At 71.9% G+C, this 25,951-nt stretch carries 29 protein-coding genes and 1 pseudogene; 16 read left to right on the forward strand and 14 right to left on the reverse strand.

The window, feature by feature from the left end; genetic code table 11:
* Nucleotides 1-61 precede the first annotated feature (61 nt).
* Nucleotides 62-364, forward strand: a complete 303-nt coding sequence (locus tag ASC60_RS16300; protein ID WP_055551475.1) for a type II toxin-antitoxin system Phd/YefM family antitoxin — start codon at nt 62-64, stop codon at nt 362-364.
* 187 nt (nt 365-551) lie between these two features.
* On the opposite strand, the gene ASC60_RS16305 is transcribed toward ASC60_RS16300, so the two are convergent.
* Complete coding sequence (locus ASC60_RS16305; protein WP_055551477.1) at nt 552-1,493, reverse strand: M28 family metallopeptidase; 942 nt, start codon at nt 1,491-1,493, stop codon at nt 552-554.
* A gap of 194 nt (nt 1,494-1,687) precedes the next feature.
* Between ASC60_RS16305 and ASC60_RS16310 the strand changes: the two genes are divergently transcribed.
* The 6 genes from ASC60_RS16310 to ASC60_RS16335 are packed head-to-tail and all read left to right on the forward strand — an operon-like array spanning nt 1,688 to nt 6,326.
* Entirely contained in the window at nt 1,688-1,990 is a 303-nt protein-coding gene (locus ASC60_RS16310; protein ID WP_055551479.1) for an urease subunit gamma, read from the forward strand.
* A gap of 15 nt (nt 1,991-2,005) precedes the next feature.
* Nucleotides 2,006-2,311: an urease subunit beta gene (locus tag ASC60_RS16315; RefSeq protein ID WP_055551481.1), complete on the forward strand. Its 306-nt coding sequence runs from the start codon at nt 2,006-2,008 to the stop codon at nt 2,309-2,311.
* Nucleotides 2,308-4,029 (forward strand): urease subunit alpha, encoded by a 1,722-nt coding sequence (locus tag ASC60_RS16320; RefSeq protein ID WP_055551483.1) that lies wholly within the window; start codon nt 2,308-2,310, stop codon nt 4,027-4,029. The genes ASC60_RS16315 and ASC60_RS16320 overlap by 4 nt, the downstream gene beginning before the upstream one ends.
* 14 nt (nt 4,030-4,043) lie before the next feature.
* Nucleotides 4,044-4,763, forward strand: a complete 720-nt coding sequence (locus ASC60_RS16325) for an urease accessory protein UreF (protein WP_055551484.1) — start codon at nt 4,044-4,046, stop codon at nt 4,761-4,763.
* Nucleotides 4,764-4,782: 19 nt separating this feature from the next.
* Complete coding sequence (gene ureG / locus ASC60_RS16330; protein WP_055551486.1) at nt 4,783-5,487, forward strand: urease accessory protein UreG; 705 nt, start codon at nt 4,783-4,785, stop codon at nt 5,485-5,487.
* Entirely contained in the window at nt 5,484-6,326 is an 843-nt protein-coding gene (locus tag ASC60_RS16335; protein ID WP_234356966.1) for an urease accessory protein UreD, read from the forward strand. The genes ureG and ASC60_RS16335 overlap by 4 nt, the downstream gene beginning before the upstream one ends.
* Here the strand turns inward: ASC60_RS16335 and ASC60_RS16340 are convergent.
* Together ASC60_RS16340 and ASC60_RS16345 are read right to left on the reverse strand one after the other, a co-directional pair.
* Nucleotides 6,283-7,099 (reverse strand): annotated as a pseudogene (locus tag ASC60_RS16340) (dehydrogenase). The gene ASC60_RS16335 and the pseudogene ASC60_RS16340 sit on opposite strands and share 44 nt — an antisense overlap.
* Nucleotides 7,092-7,532 carry a tautomerase family protein gene (locus ASC60_RS16345; RefSeq protein ID WP_055551487.1) on the reverse strand — a complete coding sequence of 147 codons (441 nt, stop codon included), beginning with the start codon at nt 7,530-7,532 and terminating at the stop codon, nt 7,092-7,094. The pseudogene ASC60_RS16340 and the gene ASC60_RS16345 overlap by 8 nt, the downstream one beginning before the upstream one ends.
* 111 nt (nt 7,533-7,643) lie before the next feature.
* Between ASC60_RS16345 and ASC60_RS16350 the strand changes: the two genes are divergently transcribed.
* The 7 genes from ASC60_RS16350 to ASC60_RS16380 all read left to right on the forward strand — a co-directional run bounded on the left by ASC60_RS16350 (nt 7,644) and on the right by ASC60_RS16380 (nt 14,716).
* Nucleotides 7,644-8,228: a TetR/AcrR family transcriptional regulator gene (locus ASC60_RS16350; protein WP_055551489.1), complete on the forward strand. Its 585-nt coding sequence runs from the start codon at nt 7,644-7,646 to the stop codon at nt 8,226-8,228.
* A 179-nt stretch (nt 8,229-8,407) separates the two neighbouring features.
* Complete coding sequence (locus ASC60_RS16355) at nt 8,408-9,997, forward strand: alpha/beta hydrolase (protein WP_055551831.1); 1,590 nt, start codon at nt 8,408-8,410, stop codon at nt 9,995-9,997.
* A gap of 373 nt (nt 9,998-10,370) precedes the next feature.
* Nucleotides 10,371-11,924: a sensor histidine kinase KdpD gene (locus ASC60_RS16360; protein WP_055551491.1), complete on the forward strand. Its 1,554-nt coding sequence runs from the start codon at nt 10,371-10,373 to the stop codon at nt 11,922-11,924.
* Between the two features lie 24 nt (nt 11,925-11,948).
* A complete protein-coding gene (locus ASC60_RS16365) occupies nt 11,949-12,332 on the forward strand; it encodes a roadblock/LC7 domain-containing protein (RefSeq protein ID WP_079038446.1) in 384 nt (127 codons plus the stop codon).
* Nucleotides 12,329-12,688 carry a DUF742 domain-containing protein gene (locus ASC60_RS16370; RefSeq protein ID WP_055551494.1) on the forward strand — a complete coding sequence of 120 codons (360 nt, stop codon included), beginning with the start codon at nt 12,329-12,331 and terminating at the stop codon, nt 12,686-12,688. Before ASC60_RS16365 ends, ASC60_RS16370 begins: the two co-directional genes overlap by 4 nt.
* Complete coding sequence (locus ASC60_RS16375; protein ID WP_055551496.1) at nt 12,669-13,292, forward strand: ATP/GTP-binding protein; 624 nt, start codon at nt 12,669-12,671, stop codon at nt 13,290-13,292. Before ASC60_RS16370 ends, ASC60_RS16375 begins: the two co-directional genes overlap by 20 nt.
* Nucleotides 13,289-14,716, forward strand: coding sequence for a cytochrome P450 (locus ASC60_RS16380; RefSeq protein ID WP_055551498.1), 1,428 nt, complete (start codon nt 13,289-13,291; stop codon nt 14,714-14,716). Before ASC60_RS16375 ends, ASC60_RS16380 begins: the two co-directional genes overlap by 4 nt.
* Nucleotides 14,717-14,750: 34 nt before the next feature.
* Here ASC60_RS16380 and ASC60_RS42235 read toward each other — a convergent pair whose 3' ends face one another.
* The 5 genes from ASC60_RS42235 to ASC60_RS16400 form a co-directional block, all read right to left on the reverse strand.
* On the reverse strand, nt 14,751-14,903 hold the full coding sequence (locus tag ASC60_RS42235; protein ID WP_199830969.1) for a hypothetical protein: 153 nt from the start codon (nt 14,901-14,903) through the stop codon (nt 14,751-14,753).
* A 93-nt stretch (nt 14,904-14,996) separates the two neighbouring features.
* Nucleotides 14,997-15,947 carry a cytochrome c oxidase assembly protein gene (locus ASC60_RS16385; protein ID WP_055551499.1) on the reverse strand — a complete coding sequence of 317 codons (951 nt, stop codon included), beginning with the start codon at nt 15,945-15,947 and terminating at the stop codon, nt 14,997-14,999.
* Between the two features lie 73 nt (nt 15,948-16,020).
* On the reverse strand, nt 16,021-17,046 hold the full coding sequence (locus tag ASC60_RS16390) for a 6-phosphofructokinase (protein ID WP_055551501.1): 1,026 nt from the start codon (nt 17,044-17,046) through the stop codon (nt 16,021-16,023).
* Between the two features lie 115 nt (nt 17,047-17,161).
* A complete protein-coding gene (locus ASC60_RS16395) occupies nt 17,162-17,902 on the reverse strand; it encodes a type 1 glutamine amidotransferase (protein ID WP_055551503.1) in 741 nt (246 codons plus the stop codon).
* A 23-nt stretch (nt 17,903-17,925) separates the two neighbouring features.
* On the reverse strand, nt 17,926-19,164 hold the full coding sequence (locus ASC60_RS16400) for a MurT ligase domain-containing protein (RefSeq protein ID WP_055551504.1): 1,239 nt from the start codon (nt 19,162-19,164) through the stop codon (nt 17,926-17,928).
* A 176-nt stretch (nt 19,165-19,340) separates the two neighbouring features.
* Here ASC60_RS16400 and def point away from each other — a divergent pair, with 176 nt between their 5' ends.
* Nucleotides 19,341-19,970 carry a peptide deformylase gene (gene def / locus ASC60_RS16405; protein WP_234356967.1) on the forward strand — a complete coding sequence of 210 codons (630 nt, stop codon included), beginning with the start codon at nt 19,341-19,343 and terminating at the stop codon, nt 19,968-19,970.
* On the opposite strand, the gene ASC60_RS16410 is transcribed toward def, so the two are convergent.
* On the reverse strand, nt 19,901-20,563 hold the full coding sequence (locus ASC60_RS16410; protein WP_055551506.1) for a TetR family transcriptional regulator: 663 nt from the start codon (nt 20,561-20,563) through the stop codon (nt 19,901-19,903). The two genes, def and ASC60_RS16410, sit on opposite strands and share 70 nt — an antisense overlap.
* A gap of 181 nt (nt 20,564-20,744) precedes the next feature.
* Here ASC60_RS16410 and ASC60_RS16415 point away from each other — a divergent pair, with 181 nt between their 5' ends.
* Nucleotides 20,745-21,971, forward strand: a complete 1,227-nt coding sequence (locus ASC60_RS16415; protein ID WP_055551508.1) for an acyl-CoA dehydrogenase family protein — start codon at nt 20,745-20,747, stop codon at nt 21,969-21,971.
* A 10-nt stretch (nt 21,972-21,981) separates the two neighbouring features.
* Here the strand turns inward: ASC60_RS16415 and uppS are convergent, their stop codons facing one another.
* The 5 genes from uppS to ASC60_RS16440 all read right to left on the reverse strand — a co-directional run bounded on the left by uppS (nt 21,982) and on the right by ASC60_RS16440 (nt 25,774).
* Complete coding sequence (gene uppS, locus ASC60_RS16420) at nt 21,982-22,785, reverse strand: polyprenyl diphosphate synthase (protein ID WP_055551510.1); 804 nt, start codon at nt 22,783-22,785, stop codon at nt 21,982-21,984.
* Nucleotides 22,786-22,909: 124 nt separating this feature from the next.
* Complete coding sequence (locus ASC60_RS16425; protein WP_055551513.1) at nt 22,910-23,728, reverse strand: SAM-dependent methyltransferase; 819 nt, start codon at nt 23,726-23,728, stop codon at nt 22,910-22,912.
* A gap of 65 nt (nt 23,729-23,793) precedes the next feature.
* A complete protein-coding gene (locus ASC60_RS16430; RefSeq protein ID WP_055551516.1) occupies nt 23,794-24,405 on the reverse strand; it encodes a hypothetical protein in 612 nt (203 codons plus the stop codon).
* 263 nt (nt 24,406-24,668) lie between these two features.
* Entirely contained in the window at nt 24,669-24,908 is a 240-nt protein-coding gene (locus ASC60_RS16435; RefSeq protein ID WP_055551517.1) for a DUF397 domain-containing protein, read from the reverse strand.
* Nucleotides 24,908-25,774, reverse strand: coding sequence for a helix-turn-helix transcriptional regulator (locus ASC60_RS16440; protein ID WP_055551519.1), 867 nt, complete (start codon nt 25,772-25,774; stop codon nt 24,908-24,910). The genes ASC60_RS16435 and ASC60_RS16440 overlap by 1 nt, the downstream gene beginning before the upstream one ends.
* Nucleotides 25,775-25,951 lie beyond the last annotated feature (177 nt).

The raw sequence follows: 25,951 nt of genomic DNA on the forward strand, positions 1-25,951 counted from the left end.
GTCGTGGGGCCCGTGGCTCGGTAAAAAATGTACAGGACGTACGTCCCGTACGATGGGGAGCATGGCGTACGAGATTCCGGTGACGCAAGCCCGGGCGGAGCTGGCGGAGCTGATCAACCGCGTGGTCTACGGCGGTGAGCGGGTGGTCCTCACCCGGCACGGAAAGCCGCTGGTGGCCCTGGTGTCCTCGGCTGACCTGCAACGACTCGACGCGGTCGAGGCGGAGGCGGCGGAGGAGCAGGTGATCAGTACGGTGTCGGCGATGCGTCCGACCTCGTCCGCTCCCGGCGAACGGCGGCGCTTCGGTATCGCGGCGGAGCACCGCGGCCCGGACGCCGGGGATCGGCGTCCGGGCCGCGGGTGACGACGGCTGGGGGAGCGGCGGCTAGGTCCTGTCCGGCGGATCTTCGTGGATCAGCCCGCGGCGTCTGGTGTGGTGCGTCGCAAGGCGGAGGGTCGTCCTCGTACCGGGTCGTACTCGGGCGATCCCGACAACGCGGCGAGGTGCCGCGCCAGGCGTCGCGGGCCCGCGGAGATCCGCCGGACAGGGCCTAGGAGCTGAGCTCCCAGACCGCGTGGGCGATGGCGTCGCTGTTGCGGTCCAGCGCGGTGTCGTCGACGTTGGACGTCTTGTCGCACGCGGAGTGGTAGCACGGGTCGAACGGCTCGCCCGCCGTGCCGCCCCACTTCTCCGCCTGCGCCTGGCTCTTGGTGGACTCGGCGCCGGTGAACAGCCCGCCGACCCGCACCCCGGCGTCCTTGAACGGGGCGTGGTCCGAGCGGCCGTCGCCCTCGGTCTCCTTCTCGGCCGCGATGTCCTTGGCCGCGTACCAGTCCTTGAAGACCTTCTCCAGCTCCGGATCGTCGTCATAGACGAAGTAGCCGGGGTTGGGGGAGCCGAGCATGTCGAAGTTCAGATACGAGTCGATCGTGGCCTTCTCGTCGGACTTCAGGCTGTCCACGTACCTCGTGGAGCCGACCATGCCGTCCTCCTCGTCGCCCCACCAGGCGAACCGCAGATGCTTGGTGGGCTTCAGGTCGGCCTTGGCGACGGCGAGCGCGACCTCCAGGATCGCGGCGGAGCCCGATCCGTTGTCGTTGATGCCGGGACCGGCCTCGACCGAGTCCAGGTGCGAACCGGCCATGAGCACCTGGCCGGCGCTGCCGCCGGGCCAGTCGGCGACGAGGTTGTAGCCCTCGGCGCCGCCCGAGGTGAACTCCTGGACGGACGTCTTGAAGCCCGCCGCGTCCAGCTTGTCCTTGATGAAGTCCAGCGACGCCCGGTAGCCGGGCTGCCCGTGGGCGCGGTTGCCGCCGTGTCCGTCGGCGATCGACTGGAGCTTGGCGAGATCGCCCTTGACGGCCGCCACGTCGATGTCCGGCGCGGCGGCGCGGGGCGATGAGGCCGCCCCGGCTCCCGGCGCCCCGCCCAGCAGGGCGGCGGCGACGGCGGCACAGGTTCCGGCCGCGAGCGCGCCGCGGCGGATCAGCATTATTCGATTCACAGAAGGCTCCGTACAGATGTGGGGGGTTGGAGCGAAACGGATGGATCATGTGACGCGGACATGAGGATCAGCGGTTTGCCATGTAGGCGTCAAGAGCGATTCTTTGCCGACGCGTTAACCACGCCGCAACACCACCGAACTAACCTGCCATAACCCGTGAGCGAGGATGAGGTGGGGAAAACGTGCGCTTGACGCCGCACGAGCAGGAACGGTTGCTCATCCATGTGGCCGCCGAAGTGGCTGAAAAGCGTAGGGCGCGGGGGGTGTCGCTCAATCATCCCGAGGCCGTCGCGCTGATCATCGTGCACATCCTGGAGGGCGCCCGGGACGGCCGTACCGTCGCCGAGCTGATGGCCTCCGGCCGCACCGTGCTCACGCGCGACGAGGTCATGGAGGGCGTCCCCGAGATGATCCACGACGTCCAGGTCGAGGCCACCTTCCCGGACGGCACCAAGCTCGTCACCGTCCACCAGCCGATCGTCTGACGGGAGCGGCGTTCCATGATCCCCGGAGAGATCCTCTACGCGGACGAGCCGGTACGGCTGGGCGAGGGGCTGCCGGTCATCCGGCTCACCGTGCTCAACGCGGCCGACCGGCCGGTCCAGGTCGGCTCCCACTACCACTTCGCCGAGGCCAACCCGGGCCTCACGTTCGACCGCGCCGCGGCCCGCGGCCACCGGCTCCACATCGCGGCCGGCACCGCCGTGCGCTTCGAACCGGGCATCCCGGTCGAGGTGGACCTGGTGCCGCTGGCGGGCGCGCGGGTCGTGCCCGGGCTGCGCGGGGAGACGGGAGGCGCGCTGTGATCGAGCTGAGCCGCGCCGCCTACGCGGATCTGTTCGGGCCGACCGCCGGGGACCGCATACGGCTCGCCGACACCGATCTCGTGATCGAGATCGAGGAGGACCGCTGCGGCGGCCCCGGCCGCTCCGGCGACGAGGCGGTCTTCGGCGGCGGCAAGGTGATCCGCGAGTCCATGGGCCAGTCCCGCGCCACCCGCGCCGAGGGCGCCCCCGACACCGTGATCACCGGTGCCGTGGTGCTCGACCACTGGGGCGTGGTCAAGGCCGACGTCGGTCTGCGCGACGGCCGTATCACCGGGATCGGCAAGGCCGGGAACCCCGACACCATGGACGGTGTCCACCCCGACCTCGTCATCGGGCCCGAGACCGAGGTCATCGCGGGAAACGGCAGGATCCTCACCGCGGGCGCCATCGACGCCCATGTCCACTTCATCTCCCCGACCCTGATCGACCAGGCCCTGTCCTCGGGCATCACCACCCTCGTCGGCGGCGGCACCGGACCCGCCGAGGGCACCAAGGCGACCACCATCACCCCCGGCCCCTGGCACCTCGCCCGGATGTTCGAGGCGCTGGAGGCGTACCCCGTCAACATCGGGCTGCTCGGCAAGGGCAACACCGTCAGCCACGAGGGCATGTGGTCCCAACTGCGCGGCGGGGCCCTCGGTTTCAAGATCCACGAGGACTGGGGGGCCACCCCCGCCGCGATCGACGCCTGCCTCGGTGTCTGCGAGGAGAGCGGCGCCCAACTCGCCATCCACACCGACACCCTCAACGAAGCCGGGTTCGTCGCCGACACCCTCGCCGCGATCGCCGGACGCTCGATCCACGCGTACCACACCGAGGGCGCGGGCGGCGGTCACGCGCCCGACATCATCACCGTGGTCTCCCAGCCGAACGTGCTGCCCAGCTCGACCAATCCGACCCGGCCGCACACCGTCAACACGGTCGAGGAACACCTCGACATGCTGATGGTGTGCCACCACCTCAACCCGGCCGTCCCCGAGGACCTGGCCTTCGCCGAATCCCGCATCCGGCCCGGCACCATCGCCGCCGAGGACATCCTGCACGACCTCGGCGCGATCTCGATCATCTCCTCCGACTCCCAGGCCATGGGCCGGATCGGCGAAGTCGTCCTGCGCACCTGGCAGACCGCGCACGTCATGAAGCGGCGCCGGGGCGCCCTGCCGGGGGACGGGCGCGCGGACAACCACCGGGCACGCCGCTATGTCGCCAAATACACCATCAACCCGGCCGTGGCGCAGGGCCTCGACGGCGAGATCGGTTCGGTGGAGTCCGGAAAGCTCGCCGACCTGGTGCTGTGGGAGCCCGCCTTCTTCGGCGTCAAACCGCATCTGGTGCTCAAGGGCGGCCAGATCGCGTATGCGCAGATGGGCGACGCCAACGCCTCCATCCCCACACCGCAGCCGGTGCTGCCCCGGCCCATGTTCGGCGCGGTGGGGCGTGCCCCGGCCGCCAACTCCCTGAACTTCGTCACGCGGGCCGCGCTGGACGACGGCCTGGCCGACCGGCTCGGCCTCGGGAAGCGGTTCGTGCCGATCCGGGGGACGCGCGGGGTGACCAAGGCGGACATGCGGGAGAACGACGCCATGCCGCGGGTGGAGGTCGACCCCGACACCTTCACGGTGACGATCGACGGCGACCCCGTCGAACCCGCCCCGGCCGCCGAACTCCCCATGGCCCAGCGGTACTTCCTCTTCTGACCGCGATGACCGCGATGACCGCGAAGACCACGGACGACACCGCCGCCACACCGCCACGGGCCACGACCGCGGCGCTGCTCATCCTCGCCGATGGGCGCTTCCCCGCCGGGGGCCACGCCCACTCCGGCGGGGTCGAGGCCGCCGTCACGGCGGGCCGGGTGCGCGACGCGGCCACCCTGGAGGCGTTCTGCCGCGGGCGGCTGCACACCGCCGGGCTGACCGCGGCCGCGCTCGCCGCCGCGGCCGCCGCCGGGATGGACCCGCTCGCGCTCGACGAGGCCGCCGACGCCCGGACGCCCGCCCCCGCGCTGCGCACCACCGCACGCCGCCTCGGCCGCCAGCTGATGCGCGCCGCCCGCGCCACCTGGCCCTCGCCCGAACTCGACGCCCTCGCCGCCGCCCGCCCGCGCGGCGCCCACCAGCCCGTCGTACAGGGCCTGGCCGCGCGCGCCGCCGGGCTCGACCCCACGGCCGCCGCGTACGCCGCCGCGTACGAGTCGGCCGGGGGACCGGCGTCCGCCGCCGTACGGCTGCTCGGCCTCGACCCGTTCGACGCCACCGCCGTCCTCGCCCGCCTCGCCCCCGAGATCGACCGGATCGCCGCCCGGGCCGCCGAGGCGGCCCACCGGGCCCTGGACGAGGGCCCCGGCGCGCTGCCCGCCGCCGCGGCGCCGCTGCTCGACATCGCGGCCGAGCACCACGCCACCTGGCCCGTACGCCTCTTCGCCTCCTAAACCGCCCCCCGGAGCCGCCATGCACCTCGATCACCCCGAGACCTATCCCCGCCGCCACACCCACGGCGCCGCCCCCGGCGCCGACCCCCGCCGCCCCGACGGCAGCCGCCGGGCGCTGCGCGTCGGCCTCGGCGGACCGGTCGGTTCCGGCAAGACCGCGACGGTCGCCGCGCTGTGCCGGGCGCTGCGCGAGGAACTGGCGATCGCCGTGGTCACCAACGACATCTACACCCGCGAGGACGCCGAGTTCCTGCTGCGCAACGCGGTGCTGCCCGCCGAGCGCATCACCGCCGTCGAGACCGGCGCCTGCCCGCACACCGCGATCCGCGACGACATCTCGGCCAACCTCGAAGCGGTCGAGGACCTGGAGGAGAGCGTCGGCCCGCTCGATCTGGTCCTGGTCGAGTCCGGCGGTGACAACCTCACCGCGACCTTCTCCAAGGGCCTGGTCGACGCGCAGGTGTTCGTCATCGACGTCGCGGGCGGCGACGACATCCCGCGCAAGGGCGGCCCCGGCGTGACGACGGCCGACCTGCTCGTCGTCAACAAGACCGACCTCGCCCCGTACGTCGGATCCGACCTGGAGCGCATGGCGCGCGACGCCGAGGAGCAGCGCGGCGATCTGCCCGTCGCCTTCACCTCCCTGGTCGCGCCGGACGGCGTCCGGCCGATCGCCGACTGGGTCCGGGAGCGGCTGACCGCCTGGACGGCGGCCTCGGCGTGACCGGCGGCCCCGGCGTGACCGGCGGCGCGACAGGGGCGCACGGCACCGGCGTACGCGCCGCCGCCCGCCTCGTCGCGGCCGCGGACGGCCGCGGCGGCACCGCGCTGCCCGTGCTGGCCGGGGACGGGCCGCTCGCCCTGCGGCGGACCCGGGCGACCGGCGAGGGCGAGGCGTGCGTCACCGTGGTCGGGGCGATGAGCGCCCCGCTCGGCGGCGACCGCATCGCGCTGACCGCGACCGTCGGCCCCGGCGCCCGGCTCCGCGTCGGGTCGTCGGCCGCGACGCTCGCGCTGCCCGGCCGCCGCGCCGAGCCCGCCCACTACGCGATCCGGCTGACCGTCGCCGACGGCGCCACCCTGCACTGGCTGCCCGAGCCCCTGATCTCCGCCCACGGCAGCGACCTGCGCATGACCACCACCGTCGAACTCGCCCCCACCGCCCGCCTGGTGCTGCGCGAGGAACAGATCCTCGGCCGCTCCGGCGAGCCCCCGGGCGGGCTGACCAGCCGGCTCACCGTGCACCGCGCCGGGCGCCCGCTGCTGGACCAGGAGCTGTCGTACGGCCCCGGCGCGCCCGGCTGGGACGGCGGCGCGGTGCTCGGCGGACGCCGGGCGGCCGGTCAGCTCCTCGTCGTCGACCCGGCGTTCGACACCGACCCGGTGCCGCCCCGCCTGCTCGCCGACACGGCCGTCATCACCCCGCTCGCCGGGCCCGCCGCCCTGGTCGGCGCGGTGGCCACGGACGGTCTGCGGCTGCGCCGGACGCTGGACGAGGCGATGGCGTCCATGCCCGCCCTCAGCGGGCGGCCGGCGGAATGTCGCGTACGAACACCGGCTTGAGCCGCTTCTCCGGCAGCGCGTCCGGCAGCCGTTCCCAGTCCAGGACGTGGGAGACGACGCGCTCGGGCGCCACCTTTCCGGAGCCCGCGAGTGCGAGGGCGTCGGGCAGGTGGTCGCGTACGTTGTCCCGGGCGACGCGCAGGGTGACGCCGGTGAGGTACATGTCGAGCAGCGGCAGTTCGCCGGGCCGGAAGTGGTTGCCCGCGCTCTCGCAGACGCCCTCGGGGGCGAGCGAGGTGAGCGCGAAGGTGAGCTGGTCGACGCGGCCGGTGGCCTCGACGGCGATGTCGAAGCCGTGCCGGATCGGCTCGATCGCCTCGGCGGTACGGGCGCCATAGCTCTCCGCGAGCGCCGCGCGAGGGACCAGTTGTCGCCGGCCGAGGCCATGGCGATGGGGTCGGGCCCCGGCGGCAGCGGCACCAGCATGGCGTCCGCGTACGGCACGCGGACCAGGTCGGAGAAGAGCCCGCCCCAGCTGCCGCCGATCGGCGTGCCGTACATCTCCATGTGCGGCACGGTCGTGCAGTTCACCGCGTCGCCGACGTCCACGACGCGGGCCACGCACTCGTGGCCGAGGGGGAACGGCGGGTCGATGCTGTGTTTGCTATGCGGCTGCCGTCGCGTGGCGTGCCCGGCGAGGATCGCGGAATCCACGTCGCAGGGGGTGGCGGCCACCGGTGCGACGATGGCGTCCCGGCCGGACTCTCCAGCCGGGGGTCGGGCGCCTCGCGCCATTCGACGGTGTGCCGTGCGACGTACGTCAGTTCACGCATCGCCCGGCTCCTGCGTGCTCTGGCGGGCGAGGGCGACCAGGTCGGCGTACCGGATGACCGACCCGCCCGCGCCCCACGTGCCGTCCGGCTGCTCGTGGATCAGCACCCACACCCGTAGCGCCTCGTCCGGGGAGAGCCCGGCGGCCTTCAGCACGCCCTTGGTCACGTCCTCGACCAGACCGGCCTTGCGGCGCTCGGACAGGGCGCCCCGGGGCACCGTGATGTCGACCAGGAAGCGCGGCGCGTCGTCCTCCGCGGTGGTCTGGGCCCCCTCGGGCAGCTCGATCAGATAGCTCCACGCCTGGGCGCGGAAGAGGGCGGTGTCGGGCACGCCCTCCCAGCGCAGCAGCAGCGTGGCGAGATCGCGCTGAATGTCCGCGCGGCCCTCCTCGGTCAGGGCACCGGTCGGGGCGGTCAGCCGGATCATCGGCATGGCTGTTCCTCGGCTTTCGTCGTCCAGCGATGTCAGGTGGTCTATGACGGTCGTTATAGCGCGAGGTCACGCTAGACTATGACGAGCGTTATAGCCAGAGGGGGAGTGAACATGGCCAACGGTGGCCCGCAGGTCCGGCAGCGGATCGTGACCGGAGCGGCCGACATGATCAGCCGGCGCGGTCTGAACGCCACGAGCATCCGCGAGATGGCCAAGCACGCCGAGGCGCCGCTCGGCTCCACGTACCACTACTTCCCCGAGGGCAAGCAGCAGTTGGCCACCGAGGCCGTCCGGTACGCGGGGGAGGGCATCGCCCGCGTCCTGCGCAAGGAGCTTCGGGCGGGCCCGGCCGCGGGGCTCCGGGCGTTCCTCGCCCTGTGGCGCGGGATTGTCATCGACACCGGCTTCCGGGCCGGATGCCCGGTCCTCGCCGTCTCCATCGAGGAGCCCCCGCCCGGCGAGACCCCGCCGGCCCTCGTGGCCGCCGCGGAGGTCTTCGACGACTGGGAGGACCTGCTCGCCGCCTCCCTGCGGGAGCACGGCGCCCCGCCCGGGCAGGCGGAGCAGCTCGCGACGCTCGTCGTCGCGGCCGTCGAGGGAACCGTGGCCATGTGCCGGGCCAAGCGCAGCATTCAGCCACTGGACCGCACCGCCGAGCAGCTCCAGGCCCTCATCGCCGGGGCCGTCGGGAGCTGACGGGCCGTACGTGAAGGTGACGTGTTGATAAAGAAACGGCGGTTTGCCCTGTACTCAGGAGTAAGTGAGGCGCGAGGATCCTCCTGACACTCTGTGATCATCGCCGCACTGGCGGCGCAACAAAGCAGGGGGATTACTACGTGAGACGCACAGCAGTGCTCGGCGTGGCCGGCGGAGTGATGACCGGTGCGCTGATAACCGGTGCGCTGGCCGCTCCCACGGCGGGGGCATCGGAACCCACGCGGACGCCGGGGGGTGTCGCGGAGGCCCGCGGGGCGGCGATCGCCGCGGCCCGGGCCGCGAAGGCGGGCATCGACTGGACGGACTGTCCGGCCGACTGGAACCTGGCCAAGCCCATCCAGTGCGGCTATGTGACCGTTCCGCTGGACTACGCCAAGCCGAACGGCCGCACCATCAAGATCGCGGTGGACCGCGTCGGCAACACCGGGACCGCCTCCGAGCGGCAGGGTTCGCTGATCTACAACCCGGGCGGACCGGGCGGCTCCGGGCTGAAGTTCCCGACCCGGGTCACCAACAAGAACCCGCTGTGGGCGAAGACCGCGAAGGCGTACGACTTCGTGGGCTTCGACCCGCGCGGGGTGGGCCACTCGGCCCCCATCTCCTGTGTGGACCCGCAGGAGTTCGTCAAGGCGCCCAAGATGGACCCGGTGCCCGACAGCGAGGCGGACAAGCGGGCGCAGCGCAAGCTCGCCGCGGAGTACGCCGCCGGGTGCCAGGAGCGCAGCGGCCGGATGCTGCCGCACATGACGACGCCCAACACCGCCCGCGACATCGATGTCCTCCGGGCCGCGCTCGGCGACAAGAAGCTCAACTACCTGGGCGTGTCCTACGGGACGTACATCGGCGGCGTCTACGCGACGCTCTTCCCGGACCATGTGCGCCGCCTGATCGTGGACTCGGTCGTGAACCCGTCGCGGGAGAAGATCTGGTACCAGGCCAACCTGGACCAGGACGTCGCGTTCGAGATGCGCTGGGACGACTGGAAGGCGTGGGTGGCCAAGAACGACGCGGCCTACCACATCGGCGACACCCCGGGAGAGGTGCAGGCGCAGTGGGAGAAGCTGCGCGCGACCGCCAAGAAGAACCCGATCGGCGGCGTCGTCGGCCCGGCCGAGCTGCTCGGCTTCTTCCAGAGCGCCCCGTACTACGACTCGTCGTGGGCCACCGTCGCCCAGGTGTGGAGCGACTACCTCGCCGGTGACGAGAAGGCGCTCGTCGAGGCCGCCGGCCCGGACATGTCGGACACCGCGGGCAACATCGCCTCGGAGAACGGCAACGCGGTGTACACCGCCGTGGAGTGCGCCGACGCCAAGTGGCCGGCCAGTTGGCCGAAGTGGGACCGGGACAACACCCGGCTGCACCGCGACTACCCGTTCCTGACCTGGTCCAACGCCTGGATGAACCTGCCGTGCGCCACCTGGCCGGCCAAGCAGCAGAACCCGCTGGAGGTCGGTGCGGGCAAGGGTCTGCCGAAGACGCTCATCGTGCAGAGCACTCGTGACGCCGCGACCCCGTACGAGGGCGGCGTCGAGCTGCACAAGCGCCTCAAGGGCTCGCGTCTGATCACGGAGAGGGACGCCGGTTCGCACGGCGTCACCGGGCTGGTCAATCCCTGCATCAACGACCGGGTGGACGCCTACCTGCTCAAGGGCACGGTGGACGCCACGGACGTGACGTGCGCTCCGCACGCCACGCCGAAGCCCGCGAAGACCGGCACGGCCGCGAAGGCCGCCGGGGCCGTCGGGTAACGGTCGACCGGGCCCGCTTCCGTACGAGTCGGCGCGTACGGAAGCGAGCCGGCGGCGGCCGCCCCGGCCCGGGGCGGCCGCCGCCGCGTTTCCGGGGAAAACTGCCGACTGTACAACTCACCGCCGCCTCCGGCGAGTCGCCGCATGATGTCCGTAATGGCGGTAAATGCACCGCAAGTTGGCGGTGTGGGGTTTCGGACCCCCCAAGGGTGTGAGCGAATTCGATCGCTTTTTTACGCTCATGGAATTCGCCTCTCGTATTCGTTACCAAGAAAAAATCATCGTCATTTCGGGGTGCGCCGCGACCGCTATGCTCCAGGGCCCATAGCGAGTTCTTCGCACGCATTTTCTCCCGCTGCTTTTAAGGAAGCCGATGGTTTTCGCCGGCGCGTCACCTGGAGGCCGACGGCCCGCCTCCGCGCTCGTATGGCTCATTCCCCCCGCCGCGCTCGCGGCCTGCGCGGCGCTCGCCGTGACCGTGGTGTCCGCCGGGGCGCGGGCGACAGTCGCCTGGTGCGGCGCGGCGGCGACGCTGGCGGTGGCCCTGGCGGCGGCCGAGTCGGCCCGCCGCGGACGCCTGATCGGCAAGCTGCGCGCCCGGATCGCCGAACAGGACGCCGCGTACCGGCAGCGCCTGGTCGACCAGGAGGTGGAGACCCGGCGGCTGGCCGTGGACGTGCTGCCCGTGGCCGTGGAGCGGCTGCAGCGCGGGGCCGAGGTCGACGTCCTGATGAAGGACATCCCGCCCTCGCCCGACCTCGACCCGGACTTCGAATCCGCCCGGCGCGCCGTCCTGCGGATGGTGCTGGAGACCGTGCGGGCCGAGGAGGACCTGCGGGACGCGGCCGGGCGGGCGTTCGTCAACATCGCCCGCCGGGTGCAGGCCATCGTCCACCAACAGGCCATGGACATGCGCGACATGGAGGACAAGCACGGGGCCGCCCCCGAGGTCTACCGCGATCTGCTCCACCTCGACCACGGCAACGCCCTGATCGGCCGGCTCGCCGACAGCATCTCGGTGCTGGGCGGCTCCCACCCGGGCCGCCAGTGGCGCAACCCGGTGCCGCTGTACAACGTGCTGCGCGGCGCCATGTCCCGCATTCTCGAATACCGGCGGGTGGATCTGCACTCGGTGGCCGATGTCGGCATCGTCGGCCCGTCCGTGGAACCGCTCATCCACGCCCTTGCCGAACTGCTGGACAACGCCACCCGCTACTCCCCGCCCATGACCCGGGTACATCTGACGGCGGTCGAGGTGCAGTCCGGGGTGGCGGTCGAGATCGAGGACGCCGGGGTGGGCCTGTCGGAGGAGAGCGGCAGGCGCGCCGAGTACGTGATGGAGCAGGCGGGCACCGGCTTCGACCTCGACGACCTCGGCGAGACGCCCCGGCTGGGCCTGGCCGTGGTGGGCCGGCTCGCCGTGAAGTACCGGTTCCAGGTCTCGCTGCGGCCCTCCGCGTACGGCGGCGTCCGCGCGGTGCTCGTCGTCCCGCAGGACGTCATCTGCCCCACCCCCGCCCCCGGCGGTGCCATCGCCCGGGCCCAAGTGCTGCCGCCGCCCAAGCCCATCAAGCGCGCCGCGCCCTATCCGCCGCTGCCGGACCACATCACCGGCCCGGTCGCCCACGACCACAACGGGATCCGCCACAACACCGCCGGACTGCCCCAGCGCCGCCGCCGGATGCCGACCGTGACCCCGCCCATCCGCGTCGACGCCGACCCGGAGCCCGCCCCGGCGGGCCCCCCGGCACCGGCCGAGCCGCCCATCCAGCCGGGGATGTGGCTGGCCGCGTTCACCAAGGCCGTGTCCGGCGAGGCGGATCCGGTGGACCTCGCCGGCCGGCCCTACGGCGACGAGCTGTCGGATACGGCGAACGCCCCGGACAACGCCTCGGACGCCCAGAACACCTCGGATAAGGGTGAGTAGCACGTGACGCAAGCGCGGTTCAACATGGACTGGATGCTCCGGGACCTCGCCAAGAGCGTTCCGCAGACCCGCCACGTGGTCCTGCTGTCCTCGGACGGACTGTGCATGGCCCAGGTCGGTACGGACGAGGACACCGCCGACCGCCTGGCCGCCGCCTGCGCGGGACTGCAGAGCCTGTCCACGGCGATCGCCGCCGAATTCCCCACCGGCGACGGGCGGATGCGGCTGGTGGTCATCGAGGTCGACGGCGGCTTCTTCTATCTGATGGCGGCCGGCACCAGCTCCTACCTCGCGGTGCTCGCCGAGGACGGCGTGGACGCCGGGCTGATGGGCCAGTGCATGAGAGACCTGGTCGCCCGGCTCGGCGAACACCTCAGCAGTCCGCCACGGGCCGGACGCGTGACATGAGCCGGACCGGAAAGGGCACCGACGAAGGAGGCCCCGAACGGCTCTACCTCGTCGACGGCGGCCCCGGCCGGTCCGCGCGGGCGGACACCATCGAACTGGTCAGCCTGATCGTGGCCCGGGCCGAACCCGAGCCGGGCATGCCGCCCGAGGCCGCCGCCGTGCTGCGGATGTGCCACTTCCCGCTCTCCGTGGCCGAGATCTCCGCGTATCTGACGCTGCCCGTCAGCACCGTGACCGTCCTCCTCGCGGATCTGCTCGCCCACCACCAGGTGGAGGCCCGGGCACCGGTCCCGGCCGCGGTGCTGCCCGACACCGAACTTCTGCAGGCGGTGATGCATGGACTACAAAACCTCTGAGCCGATCGTCGGACCCCGCAGCGAGGACACCCTTCCGGCCTCCGCCGCCGCGGCCGTCAAGATCGTGATCGTCGGCGGATTCGGCGTCGGCAAGACCACCATGGTCGGCTCGGTGAGCGAGATCCGCCCGCTGACCACCGAGGAGACGATGACCCAGGCCGGGGTCGGCGTCGACGACATCGCCGGGGTGGAACGCAAGACCGAGACCACCGTGGCCATGGACTTCGGCCGGATCAGCCTCAACGAACAGCTGGTGCTCTACCTCTTCGGCACCCCCGGCCAGGAGCGCTTCTGGTTCCTGTGGAACGGCCTCTTCGAGGGCGCGCTCGGGGCCGTGGTCCTCATCGACACCCGCCGTCTGGAGGTCAGCTTCGACGTCCTGGGCCGGCTGGAGGAGCGGGGCGTCCCCTTCGTCGTCGCCATCAACGCCTTCCCCGGGGCGCCCGACCACCCCGTCGGCCGACTGCGCGCGGCCCTGGACCTGCCCGACTCCGTCCCCATCGTCGACTGCGACGCCCGCGACCGCGCCTCCAGCCGCGACACCCTCCTCAGCCTCGTGCGCTATCTGCAACACCTCACCACCGCCACCCCGGAGACACCGTGACCCCTCCCCCCGACCAGTGCCCCGCCCACGCCCAAAGCCCCCTCGCCGGTGTGGTGGACCTCTTCGGATCCGAGAACGAGAAGGACCCGATGGGCCTGTACGAGCGGCTGCGCACCGAGCACGGACCGGTGGCCCCGGTGCGGCTCGGCGACGACGTACCGGCCTGGCTGCTGCTGGGCTACCGCGAGAACCTGGAGGTCGCCCGCACCCCCTCCCGGTTCTCCCGCGACTCCCGCTACTGGAGCGCCTGGGCGGAGGGCCGGATCCCGGACGACTCGCCGCTGCTCCCGGTGGTCGGCTGGCAGCCCATGTGCACCTTCGCCGACGGCGACGAGCACGAGCGGCTGCGCGCCGCGCTCACCGACAGCATGAACCGCGTTGACCGCCGAGGCATCCGCCGCCACATCACCCGCTTCACCCATCGACTGGTCAACGAATTCTGCGCCGAGGGACAGGCCGAACTCGTCACGGGCTTCGCCCAGCGGTTGCCCATGCTCGTCCTCACCCAGGTGCTCGGCATGCCCGACGAGTACGGCCCACGGCTGGTCGAGGCCACCCGCGACCTGATGAAGGGCTCCGACACGGCCCTGCGCAGCGACCGTTACGTCACCGACACCCTGCGCCACCTCGTCGAGCGCAAGCGCGCCGAGCCCGGCGAAGACCTCGCCTCCTGGCTGCTGGGCCACCCCTCCGAGCTGACCGAGGAGGAGGTCGTCCAGCATCTGCGGCTCGTACTGCTCACCGGCAACGAGACCACCACCAACCTCATGGCCAACACGCTGCGCATGGTCCTCACCGACCCGCGCTTCCGCGCCTCCCTGGCCGGCGGCCACATGACCCTGCCGGACGTCATCGAGCACGTGCTGTGGAACGAACCGCCGCTCACCGTGGTCCCCGGCCGCTGGGCCACCGGCGACACCGAACTGGGCGGACGGCGGATCAAGGCCGGGGACATGCTGCTGCTCGGCCTCGCCGCCGGGAACGTCGACCCCGCCATCCGCCCCGACCTCGGCGCGCCCATGTACGGCAACCGCTCACATCTGTCGTTCAGCGGCGGCCCGCACGAATGCCCCGGCCAGGACATCGGCCGCGCCATCGCGGACACCGCCATCGACACCCTGCTGCTGCGCCTGCCCGATCTGCGGCTGGACGTGCCGGAGACCGAGCTGAACTGGGTCGCGTCGTGGATCTCCCGCCATCTGGTCGCGCTGCCGGTCGCGTTCATGCCGCGCCGGCCCGCCACCGATCCGGTGGACACCTCCGGGCTGCTGCCCGCGCCCAGGACGCGCCCCGCGCGCGCGGTGCTCGCGGACGACGAGGAGGCCTTACCCGTGGACGAGGCCGCCACCGCCGCCATGCCGCCCCCCGCGCGGGTGCCGTGGTGGACGGCCCTGTGGCGGTGGCTGCGCGGCACCGCGTCGTGAGCTGACGCCGTGAGCTGATACGGGGCCGGCCCGCTCAGCGGGCGAGCAGCGTCCCCACCGCCAGCAGCGCGAGCACCACCCAGGCGAACCACAGCCAGCCATTGCTCCCCAGCGCCACGGTGTAGGCGGTCACCGCCACCAGGCCTCCCACCGCGCACACCGTCATTCCCTTGGCGGATCCGGTCATCCCCGACCTCCTCACGGCGGTCCCGGCATCCCGGCGCCGGAACACCGGCCCCACGGCCGAGACTCCATGGTCTCTCGGTCGTGGGGTCTTCGGCTAGCGCCCGCGGGCCTGGAGCGACGCCAGATAGGCGTTGTACGCGGCGAGTTCCTGATCGCCGTCGCGGTCCGCCGTACGGTCGTCGCGCCGCGCCTGGCGCTGGTCCGACCGGTACCACTGGTACACCAGCGCCACCAGCACGATCACCGACGGGACCTCGCTGAACGCCCAGGCGATGCCGCCCGCCGCGTTCTGGTCGGCCAGCGCGTCGATCCCCAGCGAGCCGGGCGGATGCTCGAACGTGCCGACCATGGGCGCGGTCGCCATCATCAGCGCGATCCCGAAGAACGCGTGGAAGGGCATCCCCGCGAACAGCTCCAGCATCCGCATCACATAGCCCGGCCGGTGCGGACCCGGGTCCACGCCCATGATCGGCCAGAAGAAGACCAGACCCACCGCGAGGAAGTGGACCATCATCGCGATGTGCCCGGCCTTGGACCCCATCAGGAAGTCGAACAGCGGGGTGAAGTACAGCCCGTACAGGCTCGCGATGAACAGCGGGATCGTGAACACCGGGTGGGTGATGAACCGCATGTAGCGGCTGTGCAGCAGCGCCACCAGCAGCTCCCGCGGCCCCTTGCGGCCCCGCCCGGCCGCCGGCAGGGCGCGCAGGGCCAGCGTCACCGGCGCGCCCAGCAGCAGGAGGATGGGGGAGACCATGCTGATGATCATGTGCTGGACCATGTGCACGCTGAACATGACCATGCCGTAGTCGTTCAGCCCGGTGCACATCGCGACCACGATGGTCAGCACACCCGCCACGAACGCCGCCAGCCGCCCGACCGGCCAGCGGTCACCGCGCCGCCACAGCCGCGCGACGCCCCAGCCGTACAGGGCGAGGGCGAGCACACAGCCGACGAGGAAGAAGGGATCACCGCCGAACTGCAGCCCGCGCGACAGCGTGAACGGCGGCAGATCCATCATCATGCCGTGCCCGCCGTGATCCATTCCCTATCCCCGGCCTTCCTGGGTTCTCCCGGTGCGCACGAAAAGTGCTCGCACCAGCCTAGAACCGGTCAGATCACAGCACGCACTCGGCCTCGGTGTACCGCTCGGTGGGGACCGTCTTCAGCCGCTCCACGGCGTCCGCGAGGGGCACCAGCACGATGTCCGTGCCGCGCAGCGCCGTGATCTTGCCGAATTCGCCGCGGTGCGCCGCCTCCACGGCGTGCCAGCCGAAGCGGGTGGCCAGGACCCGGTCGTACGCCGTCGGCGTGCCGCCGCGCTGCACATGGCCCAGGATCACCGGCCGGGCCTCCTTCCCCAGCCGCCCCTCCAGCTCGACGGAGAGCAGGCGGGCGATACCGGCGAACCGCTCGTGGCCGTAGACGTCCCGTTCCCCGGCCGTGTACTCCATCGTGCCCTCGCGCGGCTTGGCGCCCTCGGCGGCCACCACGATGGCGAACTTCTTGCCCGCCTCGAACCGTGCCCCGACGGTCGCGGCCAGCTCCTCGATGTCGAACGGGCGCTCCGGTACGACGATCGCGTGGGCGCCCGCGGCCATGCCCGAGTGCAGCGCGATCCAGCCGGTGTGGCGCCCCATGACCTCGACGATCAGCACCCGCTGATGGGACTCCGCGGTGGTCTTGAGCCGGTCCAGGGCCTCGGTCGCCACCCCGACCGCGGTGTCGAAGCCGAAGGTCACATCGGTCGAGGCGATGTCGTTGTCGATCGTCTTCGGCACCCCGACGATCGGCAGCCCGGCGTCGGACAGCATCCGGGCCGCCTTCAGGGTGCCCTCGCCGCCGATCGGGATGACCGCGTCCAGGCCCAGCTCCTCGACATGGCCCTTCGCGCGCTCCACCCCCTCGCGCAGGTGCGCGGGCTGCACCCGGGTCGAGCCGAGGATGGTGCCGCCGAGGGCCAGGATGCCGCCCACGGCGTCCAGGTCGAGCTTGCGGTAGTCACACTCCAGCAGGCCCTTCCAGCCGTCCTGGAAGCCGATCACCTCGTCGCCGTGGTCGACGACGGCGCGGTGGACGATGGACCTGATGACCGCGTTCAGCCCGGGGCAGTCGCCGCCGGACGTGAGCACACCGATGCGCATGGCGCGTGATTCCTCTGTCTATGAGAGGCCGACGGCCGGACCGCGCTGTCCGGCGGGACGACAGACACCCTAACGGCGACCGGGCGGGCCCGCCGGGGACCCGCCCGGGAACGGGTCAGGCGGGCTGGGCGGTGGCCGCCGCGATCCGCTCGTTGCGCAGCGCCTCGTACCACTGGTCGTCGACCGGCGGCAGCCCGTTCACATCGAGCGCCAGCTTCAGCAGATGGTCCGCGATGTACGGGTTGCGGGCCATCACCGGACCGTGCATGTACGTCCCGAAGACGGTGTCCTTGTACGCGCCCTCGTAGCCGTCGCCCGTGCCGTTGCCGTTGCCGAACCGGACACGCGCGAAGGGGCGCGCGGTCGGGCCCAGATGGGTCACGCCCTGGTGGTTCTCGAACCCGGTCAGCGGCGGCAGGCCCAGCGGGTCGTCGATGTCGGCCAGCACATCGCCGACGCAGCGGGCGCCCTCACCGCGGGTGCTGATCACGTCCAGCAGCCCCAGACCCTGCTGGCGCTGCCCGAGGTCGTTGATGAACTCGTGGCCGAGGATCTGGTACCCGGCGCACACCGAGAAGACGATCGCCCCGTTGGCGACCGCGCGGTTCAGCCCGCCGTCCCGCATCAGCCGCTCGGCGGCGAGCCGCTGCGGGCGGTCCTCACCGCCGCCGATCAGGTAGATGTCCCCGGAGGTGGGGATCTGCTGGTCGGAGCGGACGTCCAGGCGGGAGACGTCCAGCCCGCGCTGGCGCGCCCGGCGCTCCACCACCAGGACGTTGCCCTGGTCGCCGTACGTGCTCAGCAGGTCGGGGTAGACCCAGACCAGACGCAGGCCGTTCTGGCTCGTGCTACGCATCGTCGTGTCTCCTCGTACGGGGGTCAGTTGCCGACCCGGCGGCGCAGGTCCTGGAACGCGGTGTAGTTGGCGATCACCTCGATGCGGCCGGGCGGGGAGATCCGCACCGCCTCGTCCGCGTCGGCGCAGACCCGGAAGTCGAGCCCGGCGACCTCCAGGCGCACCGCGAGGTCCAGCTTGCGGTCGCCGATCACGCAGATCGGGTGCCCGGCGAGCCGGGTGTAGTCCACGTCCCACAGCCAGGAGGTGTCGGTGCCGTCCGCGCCGCGCGCGTTCACCGAGAGGATCACCGGGGTGGGCGGCGGATCGATCAGCGAGAACGTCTCCAGCCAGCCGGCCGGGTTCTTCGCCAGCAGCAGCCGCAGCTGCCGCTCCTGGAAGGTGACCACGTCATAGCGGCCGGCGACGGCCTGCACCTGGTACATCCGCTCCAGCGCGACCTGCGGGGGCACGCCGAAGGTGGCGGCCACGGCCGCCGAGGTGGCCGCGTTCGCCTTGTTCGCGCGGCCGGGCAGCTGGAGGTGGATCGGCCAGGCCGCGCCGTGCGGGTCCAGCACGTAGTCGCCGTTCAGCGCCCAGCTGGGCACCGGGCGGCGGAAGCCGCACTCGCCGCACACCCAGTCGTCGCCGGGGCGCTGGAGCACCCCGCCGCACGACGGGCAGGACCAGGCGTCGTCCTTCCACTCCTGACCCGCGGCCACCCACACCACATTGGGGCTGGAGGAGGCGGCCCAGACGATGAGCGGGTCGTCCGCGTTCGCGATCACCATGGCCTTCGTACCGGCCAGGCCCTCGCGCCACTTCTCGGCGAGCATCCGCGTCTCGGCGGCCCGGTCGAGCTGGTCGCGCGAGAGGTTCAGCAGCGCGATGGCCTTGGGCTCGGTGTCGCGGGCGACCCCGGCGAGGTACTTCTCGTCGACCTCGATCACGCCGTAGCGGGCGTCGGAGCCGCCCGCCAGGGCCGAGGTGATGCCCGCGGGCATATTGGCCCCGAGCGCGTTGGAGACCACCGGGCCCGCGGCCCGCAGCGCCTCGGCGATCAGCCGGGTGGTCGTGGTCTTGCCGTTGGTCGCCGACACCAGGATCACGTCCAGGTGGTTCGCCAGCCTGCTGAGCAGATCGGGGTCGAGGCGCAGGGCCACCTTGCCGCCGATCACCGACCCGCTGCCGCGGCCCGCGGCCTTCGACACCGCCGCCGCGGCCTTGCCCGCCGTCACGGCCAGCTTGGCACGTGGCGACAGCGGCTCTGAGTTGCCTGCCATCGTCTCTCGATCCTCCTCGCATACCGGCGCCGCACCTGCCCCCCGAGGCACCGGTGGTACGCCCCCTCCGCGCCGAATCGCCAGCCGGGAGGCCACGGTCGGGGATCAGCCTATCGAGATCCGGCCGGTGTCCCGAATCCCGTCGGCCCTTCCGGGGGACCGTACGCTTGGCTCCCATGCGAAACGGCGCGATCCCCGGGAGCCGGGGGAGGGTGCGGCCCCTGCGGCTGCTCGGCGATCAGGCGCTGCGCGCGCCCTGCGAGGAGGTCACCGCGTTCGACGCCGCGCTCGCCGGGCTGGTCGAGGACCTGTTCGCCACGATGTACGCGGCGGGCGGGGTGGGCCTCGCCGCGAACCAGATCGGCGTGGGGCTGCGGGTCTTCGTGTACGACTGCCCGGACGACGAGGAGCGGCGTCATCTGGGGCATGTGGTGAACCCCCGTACGGTCACGGCCGACGGGGTGACCGTACGGGGCGCGGAGGGCTGTCTGTCGCTGCCGGGCATCGAGGCGGGCACCCCGCGCTTCGACCGGGCGGTGGTGGAGGGCGTGACGGTGACCGGGGAGCCGGTGCGGGTCGAGGGGAGCGGCTTCTTCGCCCGCTGTCTGCAGCACGAATGCGACCACCTGGACGGCGGGCTGTTCCTGGACCGGCTGGACGGCTTGCGGCGGCGCCGGGTGCTGTGGGCGGCCCGCCGCGCGCCGTGGGCGCACCAGCGGACGTCATTCCGTGGCGCTCAGAACCCCGGGGCGCCGATGCGGTCGTCCACCAGGGCCAGCCTGCCCCACAGCAGATCGGTGAGGTGACGCACCAGCCGCTCGCGCGAACAGGGCCGCTCCCGCAGCCACCAGTCGCCCGCGGCGTGCATCATGCCGACGATCCCGTGGCCCCAGATCCGGGCCACCTCCTCGCCGCCGGGGCCGAGTTCGACCCGGTCGGCGATCACCTTGGCCAGCTCGTCGCCCATGCGGCGCAGCAGCGGGGCGGAGTGGTGGCCCACGTCGAAGCCCTGTTCCTGTTCCTGCTGCTGGCCCTGGTCGGCCGGGTGCATCAGGAAGCGGTAGACCTGGGGCCGGGCCTCTATGGCCGCCAGATAGGTGTCCAGCGTGGCCGCCACCCGTCCGCGGCGGTCGGGCGCGGGGGCGTCCAGGGCGTTGCGCAGCGAGGCGAGCAGGCCGTCGGTGTGGCGTACCGCGAGGGCGCGGTAGAGCCCTCCCTTGTCGCCGAAATGGCGGTACAGAATGGGCTTGGTGATGCCCGCTTCCGCGGCGATCGCGTTCATCGAGGCCTCGGGGCCGTCGCGCAGCACCACCCGGTCGGCGGCCTCCAGCAGCTCCTTGCGGCGCCGTGCGGCGGCCTGCTGCTGATGGTCCTCGCGCTGGCTGGTCCCGGTCTCCATGACGTGGCCTCCCCGTCCCCCTGATGTTTCACGCGTTACATGTATGGGCTCCGCGTATCTGCGCAACGTAACACCCGGCCGGGCGGAGGGGTTCGAACGGCCGTGGAGTTGACATCTCCTACTGGCCGGTAACAGACTGCTGTTACCGTAGGTAACGGCAGATGTAGCAGGTGGAGGGGCCATGGCGGAATTCTCGTTCGAACTCAACGAAGATCAGAAGGCAGTGCGCGAGTGGATCCACGGCTTCGCCGCGGACGTCATGCGCCCCGCCGCCGCGGAATGGGACGAGCGCGAGGAAACCCCCTGGCCGATTATCCAGGAGGCCGCCAAGATCGGCCTGTATTCCCTGGACTTCTACGCCCAGCAGTACTTCGACCCCACCGGCCTCGGCATCCCCATGACCATGGAGGAGCTGTTCTGGGGCGACGCGGGGATCGCCCTGTCCATCGTCGGCACCGGCCTGGCCGCCGTCGGCGTGCTCGCCAACGGCACCGAGGAGCAGATCGGCACCTGGATCCCGCAGATGTACGGCGACGCCAATGACGTGAAGGTCGCCGCCTTCTGCTCCTCCGAGCCCGACGCGGGCTCCGACGTCTCCGCCATGCGCACCCGGGCCGTCTACGACGAGGCCAAGGACGAATGGGTCATCAACGGCACCAAGACCTGGGCCACCAACGGCGGTATCGCGGGCGTCCACGTCGTGGTCGCGGCCGTCGACCCGGAGCTCGGCTCCAAGGGCCACGCGTCCTTCATCATCCCGCCCGGCACCCCCGGCCTGTCCCAGGGCCAGAAGTTCAAGAAGCACGGCATCCGCGCCTCCCACACCGCCGAGGTGGTCCTCGACGGCGTACGCGTGCCCGGCAGCTGCCTGCTCGGCGGCAAGGAGAAGCTGGACGAACGCCTCGCCCGCGCCCGCGAGAGGGCCACGGCGGGCGGGGAGCGGCTGAAGAACGCCGCGATGGCCACCTTCGAGGCGTCCCGCCCGGCCGTCGGCGCCATGGCCGTCGGCACCGCCCGCGCCGCGTACGAGGTCGCCCTCGACTACGCCAAGACCCGGCAGCAGTTCGGCCGCCCCGTCATCGACAACCAGGGCGTCGCCTTCCAGCTCGCCGACATGCGCACCCGGATCGACGCCTCGCGCCTGCTGGTGTGGCGCGCCTCCTGGATGGCCGTGAACGGCAAGCCCTTCGAATCGGCCGAGGGCTCCATGTCCAAGCTGTTCGCCAGCGAGACCGCCAAGACCGTCACCGCCCAGGCGGTCCAGATCCTCGGCGGCAACGGCTTCACCCGCGAGTACCCGGTCGAGCGGATGCACCGCGACGCCGCGATCTACACCATCTTCGAGGGCACCAGCGAGATCCAGCGCCTGGTCATCGCCCGCACCCTCTCCGGCGTCCCGATCCGCTGACCCCCGTGCATCACTTCGCGCCGAAGCGGCGTTCGCGCCCCGCGAACGCCGCCAGCAGGCCGCGCAGTTCGTCCGCCGTGAAGTCCGGCCACAGCGTGTCCACGAAGAACAGCTCCGCGTAGGCCGCGCGCCACAGCATGAAGTTCGAGATCCGCTGCTCCCCGGACGTCCGCACCAGCATGTCGATGTCCGGGAGGTCGCCGTGCGGCAGGTGCCGGGTGAACAGCGCCTCGTCGATCAGGCCCGGGTCCAGCGCCCCGTCAGCCGAGGCCCGCGCCAGCGATGTCGCCGCGCGGGCGATCTCCTCCCGCCCGCCGTGGTTGAAGCAGAACGCCAGCGTCATCGCGCGGTTGCCGGCCGTCTCGGCCTCGGCCCGGCGCAGGGCGGCCAGGGTGGCGCGGGGAAGGCGGGCCTCGGAGCCGAGCCAGCGCAGCCGTACGCCGCGCTCGCCGTACGCGCGGAAGACATCGGCCAGCTGGGCGGTGAGCCGCATGAGGGCGGCCACCTCGCCGCGCGGCCGGTTCCAGTTCTCGGTGGAGAAGAAGAACAGCGACAGGTGCTCGACGCCCTCCTCCAGCGCCGTGTCCACCACGCGCGGCAGCGCCAGCACGCCCGCCTCATGGCCCCGGGTGCGGGAGAGGCCGCGCGAGGACGCCCAGCGGCCGTTGCCGTCCATGATGATGGCCAGGTGCCGCGGCCGCGCCGAGCGCTCCTCCCGCGGGCCGCGCTGCCGTACGACGGCGGCCTCCCCGGCGACGGACGCCCGCAAGCGCCGTTTGACCGAGGGCACTCTCCAGGCTCCGACCTCGAACACCCGCGCGTCCCTCCGCCTCGGCTTCCCCGGTGCCGTGTCTGACGACGGGGCGGGGCCGCGGGTTACCTGCCCGGTGGCCGAACCATTCGTTTGGTCGGCACGGCCGGCTCGGCGACGGCCCTCGTCATGGTTTCCGCGCGACGCCCCCGTGCACATCCGTCGTCTCGACGGGCGTTTCGGACGGCCCGGGCCGCCACAGCGGACACGAGACGATACCGGGTTCGATCAGCTCCAGGCCGTCGTAGAAGCGGCTGATCTCCTCGAGGCCGCGCAGCACGTACGGCACGGCGCCGGTGTCGTCGTAGCCCTGCTGGGCCTCCTTGAGCGCCTGGTTGGTGTCGGTGCTGTCGTAGTGCACGAAGTAGCTGCCGGAGGGCAGGGCCTGCTGTAACCGGCGGACGATCGACACCGCCGCGCCGTAGTCCTGGATGTGGCCGAGGATGCCCATCAGCATCAGGGCGATGGGCCGGTCGAAGTCCAGCGTCTTCGCCGCCATCTCCAGGATCCGGTCCGGGTCGTGCAGATCGGCGTCGATGTAGTCGGTCACGCCCTCGGGGGTGCTGGTGAGCAGCGCCTGTGCGTGCCGGAGCACCAGCGGGTCGTTGTCGACGTAGACGATCCGGGCCTCGGGCGCCACCCGCTGGGCGACCTGGTGGGTGTTGTCGTAGGTGGGCAGCCCGGTGCCGATGTCCAGGAACTGGCGGATTCCGCACTCGCCCGCCACATGGGTGACGGTGCGGATGAGGTACGCGCGCGAGGCGCGGGCCATGACCTCGATGTTCGGGGCGACCTCCCGGTACTGATCACCGGCGATCCGGTCCACCTCGTAGTTGTCCTTGCCGCCCATCCAGTAGTTCCAGATCCGGGCCGAGTGCGGGACGTTCGTGTCGATCTTCGACCACGCCTGCTGGTCGGGGCCGGGGGCGGACGAACCGTTGGTCATCGGGGCTTCTCCTGCCGTGCGTCATGCCTGTGCGAGGCTCCAACTTACCTACTCTGCACGGAAGTTCAGTGGTTCTGGGCATAGCGGCGGACGGGTGAGCGAATCCGTGGCAGGCGGCGGGCGAAGGAGGCCGTCTGGAGCGTCACCGGAGTCTCGCCCGGGCCCGGCTCCGCGCCCGGACCGGAACCGGGCTCCATCGGAGGCTCCTCGTCGACCGTGACCACCGGGGCGTGCTGGGCGAGGGTGCGGAAGGCGTGGTCGAAGCCGGTCAGCGCCGCGTCGATCTCCGCGAGGTCCGCCGCGCCGGCGCCACGCGCGGCCAGCCGGTCCTCCAGTACCGTCGCGGGCGCGGTCACATGGACGAACGCCCCGTCGCGCTCGGCCACCGCATCCGCGAAGTCGAACGCCTGGATCCAGGTGACCCGGGAGTGCCCGCGCCGCAGCGGCCCGTAGACCAGCTCGCCGACCAGCCCCGCGTCCACCGCGAGCGCCCCGTCGTGCTGGAGCAGCTCGCGGTAGGGGCGGACCGGGTCCAGGTGCGGGAGGTCGGGGGAGGGGCGGGTGACGGTGAAGCCGTGCCGCTCCGCGAGCCCGGCCAGCAGCCCGTCCCGGCGGACACCGTCACACCCCTCGACGATCAGTGTGCGCCGCTGTGGATACGCGTGCTGGAGGTTCATCCCGTCTTCCCGTCGTTCCGGAGCGATCCGGATTGGATGGAGGGACGACACCGCCGCCCGCCACGGCGCCTTCAGTGTGCGTGGCGGGGCGGCGGGGGCGGGAGTGCGCTACGGGGTTGTGCGGTTGTGCGCCCGTAGTGGTTTTCGAATCATGGCCCGTCAGGGGGTACGCCCGGCGCGCCTTGGGGCGGCCCCCGGATGGGGGTCCGCGCGAGTCCTGGGCGACGCTGACGCGAGCCCCCGCGCGATGCCGGCGCGGTGGCCTACGAGATGAGGAAGTCGGCCTCGCCCGCCTTGGCGGCCTCCAGGAAGGAGGCGACCTCGGAACGGGTGTAGATCAGGGCGGGGCCGCCCGGGTCGGTGGACTGGCGGAGGGCCACCCGGCCGTCCGCCAGCCGCTTGGCCTCGATGCAGGTGCCTCCGTTGGATCCGCTCCAGGGCTTTTCCCAGCCCTCCGTGCCCAGGTCCGTAGCCGGCATCCCGGTGTAGACGGGGTCTGTCATCACAGCTCCTTACGCAGTTCGGCCAGGATGGTGCTGGTATCGCCGATCGGGTCCGCCTGGACCGCCATCCGGTCCAGGACCTCCAGATAGGCCCCGACCTCCTTCGACCGGTCCACGTAGACCGCGCCGGTGAGGTTCTCGGTGTAGACGACGTCGGGCAGTTCGGAGAACCCGAAGCGGAAGTAGTGGAAGGGGCCGAAGGCCCCGGGGTGCGGCCCGGACGCGAAGCGCATGATCTGCAGCCGGACCTTGGGCATCGACAGCGTGTCGACGATGTGGTCGATCTGGCGCCGCATCACCTCGCTGGGGCCGACGGGGCGGCGCAGCACGGTTTCGTCGAGGATGGCCCACATGATCGGTGCGTCCGGCTTGGTGAGCAGGCTCTGCCGCTGGAGGCGCAGGGCGGTGCGGCGCTCCAGCTCCTCCTCGGTGTCGTTGGGGAAGCCGATGCGGAGCACCGCCCGGGCGTAGTCCTCGGTCTGCAGCAACCCGGGGACGTAGTGCGGCTCATACGCACGGATGACGGTGGCCTCGCTCTCCAGGCTGACATACGCACTGAACCAGTCGGGCAGTACGTCCCGGAACTGATGCCACCAGCCGGGCTGGTTGGCCTCCCGGGCGAGGGCGAGGAAGCTCTCGAGCTCCGATCCCCGGACGCCGTAATTCCACAGCAGTTCCTTGACGTACGGGATCTTGAGGCCGACTTCCGCCTTCTCCATCCGGCGCACCGTCAGCGGGGTCACCTCGATGGCCTGAGCTGCCTCTTCGAAGGAAACCCGGGCCTTCTCCCGCAAGTGCCGCAACCGCTTGCCGAGAACCTTGCGTAAGACGGTGGGGGCGGCGCCGCTCGGCCGTGCCTCGCTCACGTCCCGCCTCCCGGAGTGGCTGTCATATGCCTGCACAGTGTGCCTGCACAGTGTGCCACGAGCCCGACGACACAGACAGAGCTATGCGGATCGTTCTGAAATTATCAGAACGAAGGTTGCGGGGTGAGTGACCCACCACGCATAGTGAGCGGGTGACCCATCTCACCCTCCACGGCG

It is taken from the genome of Streptomyces sp. NBRC 110028, from assembly GCF_001417735.1.
Lineage (GTDB): Bacteria > Actinomycetota > Actinomycetes > Streptomycetales > Streptomycetaceae > Streptomyces.

What these genes read in the sequence shown, in the direction of transcription:
- ASC60_RS16300 (WP_055551475.1), top strand. Translation starts at nt 62, where the DNA reads ATGGCGTACGAGATTCCGGTGACGCAAGCCCGGGCGGAGCTGGCGGAG.
- ASC60_RS16305 (WP_055551477.1), bottom strand. Translation starts at nt 1,493, where the DNA reads ATGCTGATCCGCCGCGGCGCGCTCGCGGCCGGAACCTGTGCCGCCGTC.
- ASC60_RS16315 (WP_055551481.1), top strand. Translation starts at nt 2,006, where the DNA reads ATGATCCCCGGAGAGATCCTCTACGCGGACGAGCCGGTACGGCTGGGC.
- ASC60_RS16325 (WP_055551484.1), top strand. Translation starts at nt 4,044, where the DNA reads ATGACCGCGAAGACCACGGACGACACCGCCGCCACACCGCCACGGGCC.
- ureG (WP_055551486.1), top strand. Translation starts at nt 4,783, where the DNA reads ATGCACCTCGATCACCCCGAGACCTATCCCCGCCGCCACACCCACGGC.
- ASC60_RS16345 (WP_055551487.1), bottom strand. Translation starts at nt 7,532, where the DNA reads ATGCCGATGATCCGGCTGACCGCCCCGACCGGTGCCCTGACCGAGGAG.
- ASC60_RS16350 (WP_055551489.1), top strand. Translation starts at nt 7,644, where the DNA reads ATGGCCAACGGTGGCCCGCAGGTCCGGCAGCGGATCGTGACCGGAGCG.
- ASC60_RS16355 (WP_055551831.1), top strand. Translation starts at nt 8,408, where the DNA reads ATGACCGGTGCGCTGATAACCGGTGCGCTGGCCGCTCCCACGGCGGGG.
- ASC60_RS16360 (WP_055551491.1), top strand. Translation starts at nt 10,371, where the DNA reads ATGGTTTTCGCCGGCGCGTCACCTGGAGGCCGACGGCCCGCCTCCGCG.
- ASC60_RS16365 (WP_079038446.1), top strand. Translation starts at nt 11,949, where the DNA reads ATGGACTGGATGCTCCGGGACCTCGCCAAGAGCGTTCCGCAGACCCGC.
- ASC60_RS16370 (WP_055551494.1), top strand. Translation starts at nt 12,329, where the DNA reads ATGAGCCGGACCGGAAAGGGCACCGACGAAGGAGGCCCCGAACGGCTC.
- ASC60_RS16375 (WP_055551496.1), top strand. Translation starts at nt 12,669, where the DNA reads ATGGACTACAAAACCTCTGAGCCGATCGTCGGACCCCGCAGCGAGGAC.
- ASC60_RS42235 (WP_199830969.1), bottom strand. Translation starts at nt 14,903, where the DNA reads ATGACCGGATCCGCCAAGGGAATGACGGTGTGCGCGGTGGGAGGCCTG.
- ASC60_RS16385 (WP_055551499.1), bottom strand. Translation starts at nt 15,947, where the DNA reads ATGGATCACGGCGGGCACGGCATGATGATGGATCTGCCGCCGTTCACG.
- ASC60_RS16390 (WP_055551501.1), bottom strand. Translation starts at nt 17,046, where the DNA reads ATGCGCATCGGTGTGCTCACGTCCGGCGGCGACTGCCCCGGGCTGAAC.
- ASC60_RS16395 (WP_055551503.1), bottom strand. Translation starts at nt 17,902, where the DNA reads ATGCGTAGCACGAGCCAGAACGGCCTGCGTCTGGTCTGGGTCTACCCC.
- ASC60_RS16400 (WP_055551504.1), bottom strand. Translation starts at nt 19,164, where the DNA reads ATGGCAGGCAACTCAGAGCCGCTGTCGCCACGTGCCAAGCTGGCCGTG.
- def (WP_234356967.1), top strand. Translation starts at nt 19,341, where the DNA reads ATGCGAAACGGCGCGATCCCCGGGAGCCGGGGGAGGGTGCGGCCCCTG.
- ASC60_RS16410 (WP_055551506.1), bottom strand. Translation starts at nt 20,563, where the DNA reads ATGGAGACCGGGACCAGCCAGCGCGAGGACCATCAGCAGCAGGCCGCC.
- ASC60_RS16415 (WP_055551508.1), top strand. Translation starts at nt 20,745, where the DNA reads ATGGCGGAATTCTCGTTCGAACTCAACGAAGATCAGAAGGCAGTGCGC.
- ASC60_RS16425 (WP_055551513.1), bottom strand. Translation starts at nt 23,728, where the DNA reads ATGACCAACGGTTCGTCCGCCCCCGGCCCCGACCAGCAGGCGTGGTCG.
- ASC60_RS16430 (WP_055551516.1), bottom strand. Translation starts at nt 24,405, where the DNA reads ATGAACCTCCAGCACGCGTATCCACAGCGGCGCACACTGATCGTCGAG.
- ASC60_RS16435 (WP_055551517.1), bottom strand. Translation starts at nt 24,908, where the DNA reads ATGACAGACCCCGTCTACACCGGGATGCCGGCTACGGACCTGGGCACG.